Origin of the sequence: Anabaena sp. FACHB-1237 (assembly GCF_014696225.1) — a bacterium.
Classification (GTDB): Bacteria; Cyanobacteriota; Cyanobacteriia; order Cyanobacteriales; family Nostocaceae; genus FACHB-1237.
Genome location: NZ_JACJPV010000011.1, coordinates 76,036 through 92,998, shown reverse-complemented (window position 1 = coordinate 92,998; position 16,963 = coordinate 76,036). Strand labels below are relative to the sequence as shown.

Genomic DNA, 16,963 nt, shown 5'->3' with positions numbered 1-16,963 from the left:
AAATAATTATTCCGCTTGATAAAAAAATGCGTACAATTGCGGAGATAAATGAAAAGATCAGCCAAAACCGCGCTGTAGTATGGACAGCAGAAGAACTTAAAACACGAGTTTCAGAAATTGGTGTTGCTAAAGCTACTAAGCAAGTAGATATAATTACTACTGGTACATTTGAACCAATGGAATCTAGTGGTGCAATTATTAATTTAGGCCATACTGATCCCCCAATTAAAATTCGTCGTTGCTGGTTGGATGGTGTGCCTGCTTATGCTGGTTTTGGTGCGGTAGATTTATTCTTAGGTGCGAGTTGTCCGATAGAATCTGTAGATGGAGAGGAAGTAAAAGAACGCGGAGGTGGCCATGTAATTGAGGATCTAATTGCTGGTAAGTCTATTCAAGTAAAAGCTGTTGGACAAGTAACAGACTGTTATCCGAGAGCTACCTTTGAAACCTCTATTACCCGCGATACAATTAATCAGTTTTATTTATTTAATCCGCGTAATCTCTATCAAAACTTTATTGTAGGTGTGAATGGTGGCGATCGCCCACTTTATACTTATTTAGGAGTGTTACAACCCAGGTTAGGAAATGCAGTATATTCTAACCCTGGTGCTTTGTCACCACTTATGAATGATCCTGATTTACAATTAGTGGGTATTGGTACAAAAATTTTTCTAGGCGGTGGTATTGGTTATGTAAGTTGGGAAGGGACGCAACATTTTCCTTTACAAAAGAGATTAGACAATCATACACCTATTGGTCCATCAGCTACCTTAGCTTTAATTGGTGATGCTAAACAAATGGATCCTAAATGGGTTAGAGGATGTTATTTAAAGAATTATGGACCTTCTTTGATGTTAGGTGTGGGTGTACCATTACCTGTGTTAAATGAATCAGTGGTAGAATATTGTGCTGTAAAGGATCAAGACTTAGTAGCACCCATCGTAGATTTTTCTATTCCTCGTCGTGTACGGCCTACTTTTGGTTTAGTGACTTATGCTCAGTTGAAGTCTGGTAAAATCAGTATTGAAGGAAAATCTGTAAGAGTAGCATCTTTAGCAAGTTTATTTTTATCAAGACAGGTAGCGCAGGAGTTGAAAGAATGGATTATAACTCGTAAGTTTACTTTAACTGAACCAGTGGCTTCTATTCCAATGGAACGTTCGTTTTTACCCCAGGATAGGTGGACTGAGTTTTAAGGCGTTGCTGAATTGGGATATGATATTGATTTCGCGCATCAGCGAAGGAGTGATATGGTAGGGACAATTCATGAATTGTCTCTACAAGGATTTGGTAGTTATAATCAATTCCAATCTTGTTCTTCCTTTTTACCGCGACTGGTGTAAATACCGCCAATTTGGTGAATTTCGCGGGTTTTAGAGAAAAGTTCGGCTTCTGTTAAGTGCCATCGTTGTAATGCTTTATCTAGCCCTTGTTGAATCTCCCTAGCACCGGGAAAGCCTTGATAGCGGATTTTTAGTCTCGCTAATTCTGATAAATTGTGGTTTGTTGGCTCTTGAGTGAGTAAAATATCAATTAGAGAGCGATCGCGGTTTTCCAAAGGATGAGTTTGATCCTTATTATCTGCCATAAGTGATTTTTGATGGGTAATTAGTGATTGGTCATTGGTAAAGTATTCTTCTGACTCGGTGACTCTTGACGGCTACTACCCATAATCACATACGGCTCTCACTACTGTCATTGAATTTTAAACAAAGATACATTATCTTTAAGAAAATACAAGAAACTTAAGATAAGGGTGACTGTCTATCACGAGATAGAACCCAAAAGCCCAAAGTCACATACAAATTCCGACTTTTGACTTTTGAATGTTAACTTCTCTGACGGAAATTATACTCACCCACAGTCCAAGCAGCAAGGGAGCAAGGACCCGCTATGTTTGAACACTTCACGTCCGAAGCCATTAGGGTAATTATGTTAGCTCAGGAGGAAGCACGCCGCCTGGGACACAATTTTGTAGGTACAGAACAGATTCTCCTGGGTTTAATGGGAGAAGGAACGGGCATTGCTGCGAAAGTGCTGGCGGAGTTGGGTATTACGCTCAAAGATGCACGTCGAGAAGTCGAAAAAATCATTGGCCGCGGCTCTGGCTTTGTCCCCCCAGAAATTCCTTTTACACCCAAGGTAAAAAGTCTGTTTGAGCAGTCTTTTAGAGAAGCTCACAGTCTTGGACATAATTACATTAATACAGAACATTTGTTATTAGGTCTAACGGAAGCTGGTGAAGGAGTGGCCGCCAAAGTATTACAAAATTTAGGCGTAGACTTACACACCATCCGAGTATCTGTATTAAATCGTTTAGGAGAAGATACCCCCGTTTTCGCAGGTGGTGGTAATTCCCAACAACGTTATCAAAATCTATCTATAGAGGAATTTGGTCGAAATCTCACTAAATTAGCTAAAGAAGGTAAATTAGATCCGGTAGTTGGCCGTCATAAGGAAATTGAAAGGACAGTACAAATACTAGGTCGTCGTACTAAAAATAACCCTGTGCTAATCGGTGAACCAGGAGTAGGTAAAACAGCGATCGCTGAAGGTTTAGCACAGCGTATTATCAATCAAGATGTTCCAGAAGTATTACTCTATAAGCAAGTAATTAGTCTGGATATGGGTTTACTCATCGCTGGAACTCGTTTTAGAGGGGAATTTGAGGAACGCCTGAAAAAAATCATGGAGGAAATTCGCTCTGTAGGCAATATCATCCTGGTAATTGATGAAATTCATACCCTCATCGGTGCAGGTGGCACAGAAGGCGGTTTAGATGCCGCTAATATCCTCAAACCAGCCCTGGCTAGGGGCGAATTGCAGTGTATTGGTGCTACTACTTTAGATGAATACCGTAAACACATTGAACGGGATGCAGCCCTAGAAAGACGGTTTCAACCGATTTTAGTGGGTGAACCATCAGTGGAAGAAACTATTGATATTCTTCAAGGTTTACGGAGTGCCTATGAACAACATCATAGAGTAACTATATCTGATGCAGCTATAGTAGCGGCAGCACAATTATCTGATAGATATATTAGCGATCGCTTCTTACCCGATAAAGCAATAGACTTAATAGACGAAGCTGGTTCACGGGTACGTTTACATCACTCCCAAATCATCAAAAACAAAGAAATCAAATTTCAACTCAAAAACATTAGCAAAGATAAAGCCGAGGCTGTTCGCCTACAGGAATTTCGCAAGGCTAATAAACTGCGTCAAGAAGAACTAGAACTGCAAAGTAGACTAGATGAGGAAGAAAACCTGAAAACGCTGAATATTCCTATCGTTGATGAGGAGGATATCGCGCAAATAGTCGCTTCCTGGACAGGAGTACCCGTAAATAAACTTACGGAATCAGAATCAGAATTACTCCTGCATTTAGAAGATACTCTGCATAAACGTCTCATTGGCCAGGAACAAGCAGTAACAGCAGTTTCTCGTGCTATTCGTCGCGCTCGTGTGGGTTTAAAAAATCCTAACCGCCCCATTGCCAGCTTTATTTTCTCTGGTCCGACTGGAGTTGGTAAAACTGAATTAGCAAAAGCATTAGCAGCATACTTTTTCGGATCGGAAGATTCCATGATTCGTCTGGATATGTCAGAATACATGGAAAGTCACAACGTATCTAAATTAATTGGTTCACCTCCAGGTTATGTAGGCTATGACGAAGGTGGACAATTAACGGAAGCAGTAAGACGTAAACCATACACAGTGCTACTTTTTGATGAAATAGAAAAAGCGCATCCTGATGTATTTAATATGTTACTGCAAATTTTGGATGATGGACATCTTACCGACGCAAAAGGCCGGAAAGTAGACTTCAAAAACACCTTAATTATCCTCACTTCCAATATTGGTTCTAAGGTAATTGAAAAAGGCGGTATGAGTCTAGGCTTTGAATTTGATAATCAGTCTGAAGCTAGTTATCATCGCATTCGTAACTTAGTTAATGAGGAATTAAAGGCTTATTTCCGCCCTGAGTTCTTAAACCGTGTTGATGAGATTATCGTCTTCACTCAATTGAACAAAGAAGAAGTTAAGCAAATTGCTGAAATTATGTTACATGATGTGTCTAAACGCTTAACAGATAAAGGAATTAAACTGGAAATTACCGAAAGTTTCAAAGAGTTGGTAGTTAGACAAGGTTATGATCCTAGTTATGGTGCTAGACCATTAAGACGGGCAATTATGCGATTGTTAGAAGATTCTCTTGCTGAAGCAATATTATCTGCTCACATACTTGAAGGTGATACAGCCATTATTGATGTTGATGATGATGGACAAGTAAAAGTGAGAAAAGCGGAAAAGCGGGAATTGTTGTTAACTAATGTGGGTTAACTGTTAATTTTTAACAGTCCCTACGAGTATGAAAATACCAAATTTTCTAGATCCTCGATTTTTTGATCGGGGATTTTTTTTGTTAATTGAATGTTGCCTAAATTGTGTAAAATTAAGTTATGGCAGAAGTCAAAAGGGTGCGAAGTGAGAATAAATCACTAAATATATATTCTCTTGATTTTTGATCAATTGATCACAATTTTAATATAACTTTATCAAACTAATGAATCAAAAAAAACAGGAAAAAAGTAAAAGTGTCAAACCAAAATCTACCATTGTTGCTAATCTTGATGAATGGGTAGAAATTGGTAAAATTGTCTCCCCTCAAGGGTTAAATGGAGAATTAAGAGTATATCCAAATACTGATTTTCCCGAAAGATTTGAAGAACCTGGAAAACGCTGGTTATTACGTCCAGGATCACCAGAACCAGAACCAATTGAGTTATTATCAGGACGATATTTAGAGGGGAAAAATTTATATGTGATTAAAATAAAAGGAGTGAGCGATCGCACTACGGCAGAAAATATGAGAGAATGTAGATTATTTGTTCATATCAGCGATCGCCCCCAATTGGCAGAAGGCGAATTTCTGATGATAGACTTATTAGGATTACCAGTTTTCTTGCAATCTTCTGGTGAATTAGTGGGTAAAGTTGTAGATATACTACCATCAGGTCATGATTTATTAGAAGTTAAATTAGATCCTAATTTTATCACTAATCAAGAATCAAAAAATGTATTAATTCCCTTTGTGATGGAAATAGTTCCCATTGTAGATTTAGAAAATAAGCGTATAGAAATTAATCCTCCATTGGGACTATTTGAATTGTAAATATGGTTTATTATTCCAGAAGTAAAAGTTTTTTGATACTGTATTTACCTACAAGACAGTATATTTATGCAACTAATGAAAAATCAGAGAATAATATTTTAGGTTTAGGACTTCCGCAAGTGTCACGCTAAAAAATCTGTTGAGTGGGTGCGTCAGATAAGCTGTTGTGCTTTTAACTTGAATAATTAATACAAGCAAGATGCTTGTTCTACTGTAACTTTAGGTTTTTTAATTATACAGTGAGTGCTGCACATTAGCTTATCTCATTTTAATTGAGTAAGCCATTAAATTTATCTGTTAATCATGAAATCCCCACAATTTAACAGGAAATATAAAGATATTTAAAATAAATTTATCTATTTTCTAAAAATTTTGTTAGTTTATAAATAATTGGTTAAGTTACAAAGTTTTTCACTACCACACGCTACATCAACCAGGTAATTGATCGTCAGGCATTATTCACATTTCAGGGACTTTTATAATGGATATTACGACGCTGTTAATTGTTTGGTTAATTACGGCTGTTAGCTTATGGCTAATTAGTAAATTACCCATAGGAGTAGAAATTGATACTCCCGGTAATGCGATTATGTCCGCAGCAGTTCTTGGTATTATTACTGCATTAATTAAACCACTTCTGAAAGTTTCATTTGTGATACAAGATCCAGCTACTTTTGATTTTTTATCCGCTATATTTACTTTCATGATAGGAGTTGTTTGTTTTGCTATTGCTGCTTGGTTAGTTGATGGTTTTCGTCTCCGGTTTGGTATTTGGAGTGCTGTTTTAGGGGCTTTTGGACTCACTATTGTCAATAGCATTCTTTATAAGTTATTGGGTATTTAATTTGAGTTAAATATGGTATTCTTTTTTAGGGGATTAGGTAATTTTGGGGGAATGTACCTGTGTTTTTTTAATGATATTTTAATGATATTTTAATGATATTTTATGGATGTTGACAATTATCACAATGTCCACAGCGCCAATTAATAACATCATCCCCAAAACCAAAAGCATTTAGTAAAAACTGCCACCGACATTTTTTAGTATATAAATATTCTCTCATTTGTTTAGCACCTTGTAATTGTTGGTTTAACTGTTTTCCTGATGTGGATAAAATTGCATAATTAAAGGGATCTAACCATTGTAATTGTCCATTACTATGCAATAAAGAAAGGGTAATATTACTATCAGGAAATTCATGGGTTACTGCGCTAATTTCTCCCTGTTTTGGTAATTGCTTCATTAACTTTTGGGCTTTTTGTTGTTGTTTGATAATTTGTTCTTCAAAAAATTTCTGTCTTTGTTTGTCTTCATTATCTAAAAAACCGGTTGGTTCACTAATTAAAGTTAATGCTTTTGCTATTTTTCCATCTCTTCCTCCCCGGCCTATTTCCTGTACATATTCTGATAATAAATGTGGTGTCTGAAAATGAATTACCCAACGTACATCTGGTTTATTTATTCCCATACCAAAAGCGCAAGTACACACCACAAAAAGAATTTTTCCACTTAACCAATTTTCTTCTATTTTCCTTCTTTGTGCTGCACCTAAACCTCCATGATAACTAGCAGTAAGATAACCTAATTCTGATAACCATTTTACTAATTCTTCGCTATCTTTACGAGTTCTCACATAAATTAAACCTGTTTCGTTTTTATGACTTTTAATAAATTTTAATAGTTGTTGTTTTCTACCTCTAGGAGTCCACACAATACCCACTTGCAAATGTAAGTTTTGACGATAGGGATTAAGTTTATAAATATCAGGTTTTTCTAATTCTAAAACATCAGTAATAATTTTTTGACTCATAGCATCAGCCGTTGCTGTAAAAGCTGCTAAACTGATTTTTGTACCTGGTGGTTTGCATTTTAATAATGCTGGTCTTACAGTACCTAATCTGCGATAAGCTGGCCGAAAAGTATCACCCCATTGTACTAAACAATGTGCTTCATCAATAATTATACCATTAATTTCTAATTGGGGATCAATTAACTTTTCCCACACTGAAGGACTTAATAAGGTTTCGGGAGATAAATATAATAATCTTAATTGTTGTTTTTCTAATTTTTTTAATGTTAAATAACGTTGTTCTTTGGAAATTTCACTATGTAAAAGTGCCGCTTTCTGATTCAGTTTATATAATTCTTGAACTTGATTTTCCATTAATGCTACTAAGGGAGAAATTACTAAAGTCAACCCCTTGTTTAATAATGCAGGAAGTTGAAAACAAATAGATTTTCCTCCTCCTGTGGGCATAATAATTAATGCGTCTTTTTTTGATAGTAAAGAATTAACAATTTCTCCCTGGGGTGGACGAAAATCTTCATAACCCCAGATCGTTTTTAATGCACCACGAACTTCATTTATTGTTTGCATAAGCTATTGCTGGTTTACTTTAGATAAGGAATACAAGCACGATGCTTGCACTACTTTATATCATAAACTAATGTGCAGCACTCACTGTATAATTAAAAAACTTGAAGTTACAGTAGCACAAGCATCTTGCTTGTATTAATTATTCAAGTTAAAGGCACAACAGCTTAAACTAAAACTATGACCAATTACCTATTACCAGTCAGTTCTTGATTATGCCATTCTAAGGTATCACCAATATTATTACCATCATGATAAGCTGATAATAACACTTCACAGGTTTTACCATAGGATATATTACCGTTGCTATCTATAGCGATCGCTCCAAAATCTCTATGATTATTATTTGCCTCTATAAATGATTTTTCCATTGCTGTAGCTAATGTCATTCCATCTGTTACCCGCACTACTACTTTAGCGGCTAAACATTCATCAATAATATCTTCACCAATTCCTGTACAGCTTACAGCAGCAAACTTATTGGCATAGTTACCAGCAGGCATAGCTGAATCGCTGACTCGTCCAATTCTTTCAAAACCTTTACCTCCTGTGGAAGTACCTACCGCTAATTTGCCATAACCATCTAAAACAACTACACCTATTGTACCTCTTCCTGCACTACCAGCTTCTGCCATTTCCGGTTCAGCCACTACTCCAGCCATAGTTTTTTGAAAATTATCTTGACGTTCTGCTATCCATTCTTGCAAACGTAAATCAGTCAAAGGGTTATAAATCGGAAATTGTAACTCCCTAGCTAATTCCGCAGCACCATAATCTGATAAGACGCGATCGCTACTAGTTTGTAAAAATTGAGCCATTGTAATAGGGTTTTTTATCCGTGAAACATTAATAACACCACTAAATCTACCCATATTTCCATCCATAATAGCCGCACTCATGCGAATTTGCCCATCTGACTGCAAAACTGAACCCGTACCTGCATTAAATCGAGGTTCATCTTCCAACATCTGACAACCTTTGACTACTGCTTCTGTAGCATTTATTCCCATTAACAACTGAGAATATACGGAATCAACAATTTTTCTCAAAGCATTACGTACAGCAATTAACCCGCCCTTGCCTTGAAGAGAACTTCCTGCGCCACCATGAATAATTAATTTAGGTTTAATTTCTAATTTCATCTTGTTTTACACTTTTTAGAACTATTAACTTTGATCATGATGATGTTTAGTATCATCACGACGACGACGACAACGTTCTGAACAATATTTCACATCATCCCAACAATCTTGCCATTTTTTGCGCCAGGTAAAGGGACGTTGACAAACTGGACAAATTTTGGTGGGTAGATCAGATTTTTTCCGAAACTTTACCATATTAGCAACAATCAAAGATTACAAGGAGTTAAGTTTAAAGTTGGGATTAATTCTGTACTAGTTGGTTTTACAAAGTGCTGTAATATCAATAGGACTTACTTACCCAAGTGTCAGACTAAAAAATTTGTTATTTGCAAGATTTATACTGTCTGATGCGGTTGGTGAGCTTGTTGAACCACACCCTACGAATGTGCAGGTTGCGTAAGTCCTGATCAAATATTCAAATATTGTTCTGAGGATGTGGTTTTTGGTCAACTATTGGTATTATTGTTTGACATAGGTTGTAGTAATATGTTTAAAGATGCCTAACAAAGTTGTGTGAACAATTTTGTGATTGATATCTGTGTAATAGTCGTTGAAATGTTACCCTAAATTGGATATTTATCAAGCACTAGTTACTAATTTTTTATTTACTCTGGTAAAACCCGATCCTGAGTATTTACATGACCAAGTCATTTTTATTTTAGATAAGCTCTCTCAAAACCGCCATCAGCCCCCTAGTAAATGGTTAAACCAGTGTATCAGAAATAACCTCTGTTGGCAAGATCCCCGATTAAAACAAAACCTATTCGGGCTAAATTTTCCTAATCCAGTGGGTTTGTCGGCAGGTTTTGATAAAAATGGTATTGCTGCTTCTATCTGGTCTAATTTTGGCTTTGGATCGGCGGAAATTGGCACGGTTACTTACCATCCCCAACCCGGAAATGATCGTCCTCGTTTATTTCGTTTACCATTAGATCAAGCTGTACTTAATCGTATGGGTTTTAATAATTTAGGTGCAGCAGCAATGGCACAAAGATTAATACAAGAAAAAAAACGATTAAGCGAGGCAGTGGTAATACCTCTAGGAATTAACTTGGGTAAATCTAAAATAACACCCTTAACAGAAGCTGCCCAAGATTATCTTGAGAGTTTTCGCTTATTGCAAGATTTAGGTGATTACTTTGTGGTTAATGTATCATCTCCCAATACTCCTGGATTGCGATCGCTCCAAGATGCTGCTATGTTAGATCAAATTTTAACTCTACTACAGGCAGAAAATACATCCCAAAAACCATTATTTGTGAAAATAGCACCTGACTTGGAATGGGATGCTATCTCGGACATTATTAACTTGGCAAAAACTCATAAACTGGCGGGTTTAATTGCTACTAATACCACTATTAGCCGCAATGGATTGAAAACTACCATTATTGATAAAACTGGACAATCACCAGCATTAGAAGCGGGTGGCATTAGCGGTGCGCCTTTACGTCAACGATCTACAGAAGTAATTCGCTATATTTACCAACAAACTCAAGGGGAAATACCTATTATCGGTGTAGGTGGAATTTTTACGGCGGAGGATGCTTGGGAAAAAATCACAGCTGGTGCAAGTTTAGTGCAAATTTACACTGGCTGGATTTATTACGGTCCTTACATGATTAAGAATATCCTGAAAGGATTATTAATCAAGTTAGAAGAAAAGGGACTTAATGATATTAGTCAAGCGATCGGGATAGGTAATTAACAATTAAATTCTACAATCGGAATGCTATCATTTACAGCAGTTTCCGGTTTAATCAGGTACAAGTATACAAGATAAAACCATTGTAGTGCGGGCATCTTGCCCGCCTATTGTATACCTCACATAGATATAATGTGCTATATCACTCTTCTAAAGGGAAAAACTCCCTAGTTTTGCGGGAATAGGACCAAGCAATACCATCCGGATCTCGACTGCGACTCCATTGGGCAAAATCAGGATCATTGCGTCGTTTATAAACTGTACTAGAATAAACATTTAAACGCTTTGCTAACTCTGATTGAATCAAAGAACCAAAAACTAACTGTTCTTCTAATGGTTTTTTAACTTCTTCAATGTTATTTTGCTGTTCAGGAATTTGCTGCGAAGGTTCAATTTCCGTCTCTGCTAGTTCTTCTGGTTGAATTTCCTCCACTATAGGAAGGGGAGGTGGTGGGACTAAAAAAGAACGTGCAGCTTTATTTACTGCTTGATCAGGAAGCTGCTTAATTGGCTCACTACTGTCAAAAATATCGCCTAAAATACTGGCAGTGATGAAATAGTAAGCATGATCATCACCTTGAGATTTTTGGACATTAGCACCAAATTCCACAGCTTTAGTCTCTAAGTAGCGTGTTGCTACCTTACCAGAAAAATTACCTCTAAGAGCTAAGTCTATAGGGGTAATTTTCCCCTGATTTTCCCTAATCATTTCATAGAAAAGGGGGTTAACCTGTTGACACCACTTTTCCCATCTATGGTTTTGCCAAAGATTCACAGCTATTAGCAAACCTAAGATTACAAGTAATACTTTCCAGGTGTTGACTACAAAAACAATCACAAAGGATATGGGCAAAATGAGAACAAGAAAACTTTTGCCGTAACTTTCTATGGGTTTTTCACTCATGCTGATTTCTGCCAAGTGAAGTTTTACAAAACAAAATCATATTTCTATCTTGGCAAAAATTTGTACCTTTATTTGTATTTTTTGGCAAAGTTATGGCAGGTAGATGGCAAAACCTAATCAAATATGCCTTGAGCAAGCTGTGTGAATGATTTGCACTACGTAATTTTAAATTTACCTAAAGCAAACTAACCAAAGGGGTAACGCTAAAAATAACCCGATAAAAGTTAAAGCAATACTACTAGATAACAAATCCCGATCCAAATCATAAACTTCTGCCAAAATCAGTACAGAAAGACCCGTGGGTGTACCAGACATCAGAACTAACACTAAACGATGTTCACCTGTTATACCGAAATATGTTGCGATTAATCCTACTAGTAAAGGAACAATAAATACTTTAATTGTACTGGCAATGGTAGCGATCGCTAAACTTCCTAATGATCTCATCTTACCTAAACGAAAACCAACCAGTAACAAAGCTAAGGCAATTACTACCCAAACAGCTTGATCTAAAGCTGACTCCACTACGGCAGGTAATTCAATAAACTGGGTATTTAAACCAATGAAAAAACTCCATAAACTGGGAACTGTGACTATATCTCTTACCTGCATCCACCAATGATTTTCCGTTTCCTTCTGACCAAAATAACTAGCAATTAACACCGCAATTCCATAAGTACCAACCACATTAGTCGTCACACTAAATAATACTGACCAATCAGTATTTTCCGGGCTAGTTAACACTTCTGTTAATGCCAGTCCCACAAAGCCAGTATTACCTAAAATTGCCGCAAGAATAAAACTACCTAATGTAGCTTTAATTGCTGAAATATCTAAAGATTGCTCTTTTAAAAGGTTTTCAGGCGGTTTTAGTCTTTGAAAAACCCACCAAGTTACCATAGCTAAAATAAAACTTAGTAGTAAAATGGCGATCGCTATTGCTGGAACAAGTCCACCTTGGGACGAACTGGTATGACGTGCTAATACTAAAAGTTGTAAAGGAACTCCTACCCAGTAAAGTCCCTGGCCTATAAACCTGAGAAACATGGGTGAGATAAAGCCAGATAAGACAATTCCTAACCCTATCCAGATCAATAGAGGTGTGTAAGCATGAAATAGTGTATCAATCATAACAATAAAAATCAAAAAAACAAGAAAAACTAATTTCACCGTACTAATTTACACTAATTTACTTTGTAAAAATCTTAAATTGCCTGTAAAGGCCGGGAGAACAAGCAATGAATTACAACTTCTTTACTAATAAAAATAATACACTTTATATATAATTTCTCTATTATACAGCAGTTTCCGTTATTATGAGGTACAGATGTTAATAATAAAACCCTTGTAACACAGGTATCTTGCCTGTTCATAGTGTATCTCATGTAGATGAAATGTGCTGTATATGTGGTGCGTTACGCTACTAAAATTACTAATAAGAATAATACACCATATATAATTTATCTTATATGGTGCGTTACGCTATCGCTAACTCACCCTACGATTACTTCTTGACATTAACATTTGTATTAATTTTGTGTTTTGTGTGAATTTCTTGTTCGTTATTTGTTAATATTATAAGCCACTGTATCTACTATTTAAGGCTTAATATAATGACAGATACACAAAAATCCAATAAGCCCTTATTTTCTCAACATTATTTAACATTTCGCATTCAAGAAACTCCCGAATGGCAAATAGATGTTACTGCGAATTTTGAGACATTAAAAAATCTTTATTTATCCAAAAAAGCCATTTTACCTACTCTCAATGAATCCCAAACTGAAGATGTGTTTATTAAGCCCGTTTTAGAATTATTAGGCTTTAAAACTATTCCTCAAGTTGTAACTCGCGGTAAAGGTAGGGCGGAACGTCCTGATTATGCTTTGTTTGCTAATGAAAGTGAACGCGATGTAGCTTATACTTTACAAAATAATGAAACTGCATTTTATAGCAAGGTTTTAGTAATAGCAGAAGCTAAATATTGGGAAAGACAATTAAGTAAGGTTTCTGCTAATGATAAACGAGATATTTATAAAAATGAAAATCCATCTTTTCAAATTTCTAGTTATCTTACAGGTACAAATGTTGACTGGGGAATTTTAACCAATGGTAAAGAATGGCGTTTATATTATCGTCAAGCGTCTTCTACCGCAACGGAATTTTATCCTATAGATTTGGTAGAATTATTAGAAGGTGCAGATTTAGAGAAGTTTAAATATTTTTGGTTATTTTTTAGAAGTGCTGCTTTTATCAAAGATAATTACAACAAAAACTTTTTAGAAAGAGTCAGAGAAGGAAGTACAACCTATGCGACTCAAGTAGGAAATGAGTTAAAAACTTTGGTGTTTGAACAGATATTTCCTCAGTTAGCGGGAGGTTTTGTTGCTGATGGAATACGACGGGGAAAAACTGTAGAAACAAAACAGGTTTATGCTGCTACTTTATCATTTTTATATAAGTTGTTATTTATCCTCTATGCTGAAGCTAGGAATCTCTTACCAATTACTACAGCTTACCGTGATTATAGTTTAATTAAAATTACTCAAGAAATAGCGGAAAGTGTTGATAAACAAAAAACATTAAGTCAAACTTCCACAAAAATTTATAAGAGTTTATTAGGTTTATTTGAAATTGTAGATAGAGGAGATGCTGCTTTAGAAGTACCCCGTTATAATGGTGGTTTATTTCATTGTGATTTTCATAAAGTTGAGGATATTAAAGATTATCCTGATAATTACTTTTTGTATGAATATCAATTATCTGATGCTGTGTTATTTCCTGCTTTAGATAAGTTAGCAAGGTTTGAAAAATTGCCCATTGACTATAGTTTTTTGGGTGTGCGACAATTGGGTTCAATTTATGAAGGTTTATTAGAATATTGTTTAGTTATTGAAGATGGAAATAAGGGTAAAGTTCATTTAGAAAATGATAAAGGTGAACGTAAAGCTACAGGTTCTTATTATACTCCTGATTATATTGTTAAATACATTGTTAGTCATACTCTCAAACCGATTTTACAGGAAAGAAAACAACAATTTGCAGATTTAATGATGCAAATTCACCAATTACATGAAAAAATGGCAGATGGTAGGTTAGGAGTACAAAGTAATAAAGGTTTACAAAAAGATTTACAACGTTTAGAAAGAAAAGCACAAAATACTCTATTAGATATTAAAATTTGTGATCCTGCGATGGGAAGCGGACATTTTTTAGTGGAAGCTGTTGATTTTTTAACTGATGAATTAATCGCCATTTTAAATGAATATCCTGAATATAATCCGGTTTTGCAAATGTTGGAAGTTACCCGCAATAGTATTTTACAAAATTTACAACAGCAGGGTATTACTATTGATGTGAATAAGTTAGAAGATACTCAACTTTTACAACGGGTAGTTATGAAACGCTGTATTTATGGTGTGGATTTAAACCTGATGGCGGTAGAATTAGCTAAGGTGAGTTTATGGTTACATTCTTTCACTATTGGCGCTCCTTTGAGTTTTTTGGATCATCATTTACGCTGTGGAAATTCGCTAATTGGTACTACTGCGCGAGAAGCTGAAAGTAAGATGGTTAAGGAGGAAAGTGGAAGTTATAGTTTTCAATTAAATTTATTAACTGGTCCTTTTGTGGGTTTATTACGTGCTGCGGAAATTATGCGCGGTGTGAGTACGTTAAGTGATGCGAATTTTGCGGAGGTGGAAACTAGCGAAAGGTTGTTTAAGGAGTTTGATAAAGCTGCTAAACCTTATAAAAGGTTGTTAGATGTTTATGTTTCGCAATTTTTTGGTGTTAAACAAGCTAAGAATTGGTTAGAAAGGTTTGGTACTAATGCAATTTCTGTTAATGTTGAAGGTATGAATGCTGCTGATTTTGCAGTTTATGAAAGTGCGAGAATGTTGTTTGAGGAAAAGCGGTTTTTTCATTGGGATTTGGAATTTCCAGAGGTGTTTATTGATTTAGAAAATGCAAGTTGGAAGGATAATTCTGGGTTTGATGCTGTTATTGGAAATCCTCCTTATGTCAATGTTTTAAATATTGATGTTCAAGAAAGAGATTATCTTTTAAAAACTTATAATTCTGCTCAAGGAAGAGTTGATATTTATATACTATTTTTTGATAAAGCTCTTGATATATTAAAAATTGAGGGAATATGTGGTGTAATTACTCCCAATAAATATTTTGTGTATGGTTATGGTAACTTTCTGAGAAAAAAGCTACTACAAAAAACAACTATCTTAAATCTTGTAGATTTAGCAAAAGCTGAGAGTATTTTTCCAGAAGCAGCAACATATACAGTTATATCTATCTTTAAAAATCAGGTTATAACAGATAATCACTTAATAGATACAAGTGTCTTTATTTTAGATGAACCATTATATATTTTAGATATGAAACAAGGAGAGTTAAATGGTGTTTGTGCTGGTAAATTAATTCCTCAAAATAGATTTTTGAAAACTCCAGTAAATATTTTTTCCTTATTTCTTGATGACATTAGATGGAAAATATATGAGAAAACTTATTTAAATTCAATGTTTATTCGAGATAAATGTGATATAGAACAATGTATTCGCATAGGTAGTAAAAAACTTAGAGATGAACTTATACTTACTACTAGTCAATATTCTAAGATTTTAGAATCACAAGTATCAATAAAAACACGAACTAAACCAATCATTGATGCGGAAGAAGTGGAAAAATACTGGATTAATTGGGAAGGTAGATATTTAATTTATGATCAAAAAAAATTATATAATCCAAAATCTGAGGAACTTTTTGAACAGAAAAAAATTGTGGTTAAGGATATCGGGAAATTTCTAACTGTAGGACTTGATATTTCTCATGAAAATTCATATTATTATGCTCTGAATACAGTGTATATTATTGTCCCTAAATCCAATGAAGAAGTAAATGTTAGTTTTTTAGCTGCTATTCTTAATTCTCCTTTAAGTGATTTTCTTTATAAACTTCTATTTGGTGCTTTGACTATTCGTGGTGGTTATCTTAGATTTAGAGAATATATTCAATATCTTCCTATTCGTGAAATATCCTTTACAACTCTCCCAGAAAAACGCCAAGAATATTTAGAAAATACAATCAACCTTTACCAACAATATCAAATCAATGGTAATCTTAATATTCTCCTGTCTCAAGTGGAAAACCACCTCAACCAACAACCATCCCAAGCAGATGTAATTCATGACTTACTCGCATATTTAGCAGAACAAATGATCTCTCTAAATCAACAAAAACAAACAGAAACCAAAGGATTTTTAACATGGTTAGCAAGATTTATCGGTACTGAAATTGATAACCTTACCAATAAATCAAAAATTCAAAATTATTTAGGTGATTATTATAAACAAACCCAGTCAGATAACCATTTAACTTTGGATGAATTAATTGATATTCTCAAGAAAAATAAGAAAAAAGTGAAAATTGATATTACTTCCAGACAAGCACAGGAAACACTATCAAAAGAATATCAATCTAGTTTAAATATTCTCTTACCAATCAAAAAACAACTGAAACAATGTGATTGGTTAATTGATGAAATTGTTTATAAATTATATGGTTTAACAGAGGAAGAAAAAGCTATAATTGCAGGTGAATAGAGTGATTTCTTGTGTAGGGGTAATTCATGAATTACCCCTACAATTAATC

General features: G+C 35.0%; 12 protein-coding genes. 6 read left to right on the top strand and 6 right to left on the bottom strand.

What is annotated here, in order from left to right; genetic code table 11:
• Positions 1 to 26 precede the first annotated feature (26 nt).
• On the top strand, positions 27 to 1,196 hold the full coding sequence (locus H6F32_RS08260; protein WP_190368853.1) for a homocysteine biosynthesis protein: 1,170 nt from the start codon (positions 27 to 29) through the stop codon (positions 1,194 to 1,196).
• Between the two features lie 104 nt (positions 1,197 to 1,300).
• On the opposite strand, the gene H6F32_RS08255 is transcribed toward H6F32_RS08260, so the two are convergent.
• Entirely contained in the window at positions 1,301 to 1,588 is a 288-nt protein-coding gene (locus H6F32_RS08255; protein WP_190368852.1) for a DUF3288 family protein, read from the bottom strand.
• A 305-nt stretch (positions 1,589 to 1,893) separates the two neighbouring features.
• Between H6F32_RS08255 and H6F32_RS08250 the strand changes: the two genes are divergently transcribed.
• The 3 genes from H6F32_RS08250 to H6F32_RS08240 all read left to right on the top strand — a co-directional run bounded on the left by H6F32_RS08250 (position 1,894) and on the right by H6F32_RS08240 (position 6,020).
• On the top strand, positions 1,894 to 4,344 hold the full coding sequence (locus H6F32_RS08250) for an ATP-dependent Clp protease ATP-binding subunit (RefSeq protein WP_190368851.1): 2,451 nt from the start codon (positions 1,894 to 1,896) through the stop codon (positions 4,342 to 4,344).
• A gap of 223 nt (positions 4,345 to 4,567) precedes the next feature.
• Positions 4,568 to 5,176: a ribosome maturation factor RimM gene (rimM, locus tag H6F32_RS08245; RefSeq protein WP_190368850.1), complete on the top strand. Its 609-nt coding sequence runs from the start codon at positions 4,568 to 4,570 to the stop codon at positions 5,174 to 5,176.
• 481 nt (positions 5,177 to 5,657) lie between these two features.
• On the top strand, positions 5,658 to 6,020 hold the full coding sequence (locus H6F32_RS08240; protein ID WP_190368849.1) for a phage holin family protein: 363 nt from the start codon (positions 5,658 to 5,660) through the stop codon (positions 6,018 to 6,020).
• Between the two features lie 100 nt (positions 6,021 to 6,120).
• Here the strand turns inward: H6F32_RS08240 and H6F32_RS08235 are convergent, their stop codons facing one another.
• The 3 genes from H6F32_RS08235 to H6F32_RS08225 all read right to left on the bottom strand — a co-directional run bounded on the left by H6F32_RS08235 (position 6,121) and on the right by H6F32_RS08225 (position 8,888).
• Positions 6,121 to 7,554 (bottom strand): ATP-dependent DNA helicase RecQ, encoded by a 1,434-nt coding sequence (locus tag H6F32_RS08235; RefSeq protein ID WP_190368848.1) that lies wholly within the window; start codon positions 7,552 to 7,554, stop codon positions 6,121 to 6,123.
• A 185-nt stretch (positions 7,555 to 7,739) separates the two neighbouring features.
• Positions 7,740 to 8,693, bottom strand: a complete 954-nt coding sequence (locus tag H6F32_RS08230; protein WP_190368847.1) for an isoaspartyl peptidase/L-asparaginase — start codon at positions 8,691 to 8,693, stop codon at positions 7,740 to 7,742.
• A 24-nt stretch (positions 8,694 to 8,717) separates the two neighbouring features.
• Entirely contained in the window at positions 8,718 to 8,888 is a 171-nt protein-coding gene (locus tag H6F32_RS08225) for a DUF2256 domain-containing protein (protein ID WP_190368846.1), read from the bottom strand.
• 373 nt (positions 8,889 to 9,261) lie between these two features.
• On the opposite strand from H6F32_RS08225, the gene H6F32_RS08220 reads away from it, so the two are divergent.
• Positions 9,262 to 10,398, top strand: a complete 1,137-nt coding sequence (locus H6F32_RS08220) for a quinone-dependent dihydroorotate dehydrogenase (protein ID WP_190368845.1) — start codon at positions 9,262 to 9,264, stop codon at positions 10,396 to 10,398.
• A gap of 139 nt (positions 10,399 to 10,537) precedes the next feature.
• Here H6F32_RS08220 and H6F32_RS08215 read toward each other — a convergent pair whose 3' ends face one another.
• A complete protein-coding gene (locus H6F32_RS08215) occupies positions 10,538 to 11,299 on the bottom strand; it encodes a hypothetical protein (RefSeq protein WP_190368844.1) in 762 nt (253 codons plus the stop codon).
• Positions 11,300 to 11,470: 171 nt separating this feature from the next.
• Entirely contained in the window at positions 11,471 to 12,430 is a 960-nt protein-coding gene (locus H6F32_RS08210) for an AEC family transporter (protein WP_190368843.1), read from the bottom strand.
• Between the two features lie 482 nt (positions 12,431 to 12,912).
• On the opposite strand from H6F32_RS08210, the gene H6F32_RS08205 reads away from it, so the two are divergent.
• Positions 12,913 to 16,914 carry an Eco57I restriction-modification methylase domain-containing protein gene (locus H6F32_RS08205; protein ID WP_190368842.1) on the top strand — a complete coding sequence of 1,334 codons (4,002 nt, stop codon included), beginning with the start codon at positions 12,913 to 12,915 and terminating at the stop codon, positions 16,912 to 16,914.
• Positions 16,915 to 16,963 lie beyond the last annotated feature (49 nt).

What these genes read in the sequence shown, in the direction of transcription:
- H6F32_RS08260 (WP_190368853.1), top strand. Translation starts at nt 27, where the DNA reads ATGCGTACAATTGCGGAGATAAATGAAAAGATCAGCCAAAACCGCGCT.
- H6F32_RS08255 (WP_190368852.1), bottom strand. Translation starts at nt 1,588, where the DNA reads ATGGCAGATAATAAGGATCAAACTCATCCTTTGGAAAACCGCGATCGC.
- H6F32_RS08250 (WP_190368851.1), top strand. Translation starts at nt 1,894, where the DNA reads ATGTTTGAACACTTCACGTCCGAAGCCATTAGGGTAATTATGTTAGCT.
- rimM (WP_190368850.1), top strand. Translation starts at nt 4,568, where the DNA reads ATGAATCAAAAAAAACAGGAAAAAAGTAAAAGTGTCAAACCAAAATCT.
- H6F32_RS08240 (WP_190368849.1), top strand. Translation starts at nt 5,658, where the DNA reads ATGGATATTACGACGCTGTTAATTGTTTGGTTAATTACGGCTGTTAGC.
- H6F32_RS08235 (WP_190368848.1), bottom strand. Translation starts at nt 7,554, where the DNA reads ATGCAAACAATAAATGAAGTTCGTGGTGCATTAAAAACGATCTGGGGT.
- H6F32_RS08230 (WP_190368847.1), bottom strand. Translation starts at nt 8,693, where the DNA reads ATGAAATTAGAAATTAAACCTAAATTAATTATTCATGGTGGCGCAGGA.
- H6F32_RS08225 (WP_190368846.1), bottom strand. Translation starts at nt 8,888, where the DNA reads ATGGTAAAGTTTCGGAAAAAATCTGATCTACCCACCAAAATTTGTCCA.
- H6F32_RS08215 (WP_190368844.1), bottom strand. Translation starts at nt 11,299, where the DNA reads ATGAGTGAAAAACCCATAGAAAGTTACGGCAAAAGTTTTCTTGTTCTC.
- H6F32_RS08210 (WP_190368843.1), bottom strand. Translation starts at nt 12,430, where the DNA reads ATGATTGATACACTATTTCATGCTTACACACCTCTATTGATCTGGATA.
- H6F32_RS08205 (WP_190368842.1), top strand. Translation starts at nt 12,913, where the DNA reads ATGACAGATACACAAAAATCCAATAAGCCCTTATTTTCTCAACATTAT.